Here is a 1,618-nt window from a genome sequence, read left to right on the forward strand (position 1 = left end):
GACCTGTACCACCTGCCGCCGGAAGAAGACGCGAAGATCCCGACCGTCTGCCACAGCCTCGACCAGGCGCTGGACTACCTGGACAAGGACCGCGCGTTCCTGACCAAGGGCGGTGTCTTCACCGATGCTTACCTTGATGCGTACATCGAACTGAAGATGCAGGAGGTCACGCGCTTCCGCATGACGACCCATCCGGTCGAGTTCGACATGTACTACAGCGCCTGATCTGCGGCGCCTGATGGCGGCGCGGAACCCGGACGGGGGCTGAAGGCTCTCAGATCCAACGGTTCCGCCACCGACATGACGAGAAGGGACGGCATGCGCCGTCCCTTTTTACATGGCGGGATCGGCCACAATCCACCAGATCCCACGGCCCGAGGTATCTCTCATGCGCTCTCACCGAACCACGACCCGTCGCGTGCTCACACTGGTTGCCGTTGCCACCGTGATCACCCTGCCTGCCCGGGCCGCCGAAGAAAAGACCGTCTACCGCTGCCCCGGCAACCCGGTGCTCTACACCGACACGCTGTCCGCGAAGGAAGCCAAGGAGAAGGGCTGCAAGACGCTCGAGGGCACGCCGATCACCGTGGTGCAGGGCCAGCGCCCGGCGAAGGCCGCCTCGGGCGCGGCGACCTCGGGCCAGAACCGGGTCGACCCGAACGACCAGCGCGCCCGTGACAGCGATGCACGCCGCATCCTCGAGGCCGAGCTGAAGAAGGAAGAAGACGCGCTGGCCGAGATGCAGAAGGCCTACAACAACGGCGAACCCGAACGGCAGGGCGACGAGAAGAACTACCAGAAGTACATCGACCGCGTCGCCGAGATGAAGGCCAGCCTGATGCGCAAGGAAAGCGACATCGCCGCGCTCAAGCGGGAAATCGCGAAGCTGCAGTGAACAACCCGGTGAACAAGCCGGTGAGCAAGCCCAAGCCCGCGCGACCGGCGCTGCCGGGCGACCTGCCCGGGCGCTACGAGGCCTTCGACCACCTCGCGACGATGGTCGCGGTGGTGCGCGACGACGGCAGCTGCCTGTTCGCCAATGCCGCGTTCGAGAACGTGCTGGGCCTGCCGCGGCGCAGCGTGCTGGGCGGCTCGCTGTTCGAGTGGTTCATCGATGCCAACTCGGTGCGCGACACCGTGGCCGCGGTCGTGCGCAACGATTTCTCCACCAGCCGCTTCGAAGCCCTGCTGCGCCGGCCGGTGTCGGCCCATGGCGATGCGCTGCCGGTGCACGTGATCGTGAACCAGCTCGACCGGGCGAACGAGGCGATCGTCGAGCTGGTGGAAATCGAGCAGCAGACCCGGCAAGACCGCGAGGAGCGCGCACTCGGCCAGGCGCGCGCCAACAAGGAGCTGATCCGCAACCTGGCGCACGAGATCAAGAACCCGCTCGGCGGCATCCGCGGCGCGGCGCAGCTGCTCGAGATGGAGGTCGAGTCGCGCGCGCTGACCGAGTACACGCAGGTCATCATCCAGGAGGCCGACCGGCTGCAGGCGCTGGTCGACCGGCTGCTCGCGCCGCACCGCAAGCCGCACGTGGTGAGCGACGTCAACATCCACGAGGTCTGCGAGCGGGTGCGCTCGCTGATCATTGCCGAGTTCCCGCGCGGTCTCGCGG

Annotated in this window: 2 protein-coding genes and 1 pseudogene; all 3 read left to right on the plus strand. The window is 67.0% G+C overall.

The annotated features are described in order from the left end of the window. A pseudogene (glnA, locus tag AC1D01_RS33850) lies at nt 1-225 on the plus strand (glutamine synthetase); the annotation flags it as partial. Between the two features lie 193 nt (nt 226-418). Next, the gene (locus AC1D01_RS33855; RefSeq protein WP_477873844.1) at nt 419-895 is read left to right on the plus strand and encodes a hypothetical protein; all 477 of its coding nucleotides are present in this window, start codon (nt 419-421) and stop codon (nt 893-895) included. A 101-nt stretch (nt 896-996) separates the two neighbouring features. Further along, nucleotides 997-1,618 (plus strand): two-component system sensor histidine kinase NtrB (locus AC1D01_RS33860; protein ID WP_477873845.1); only part of this gene is annotated, 622 nt, incomplete at its 3' end.

The organism is Rhizobacter sp. P3_B12, assembly GCF_056402895.1.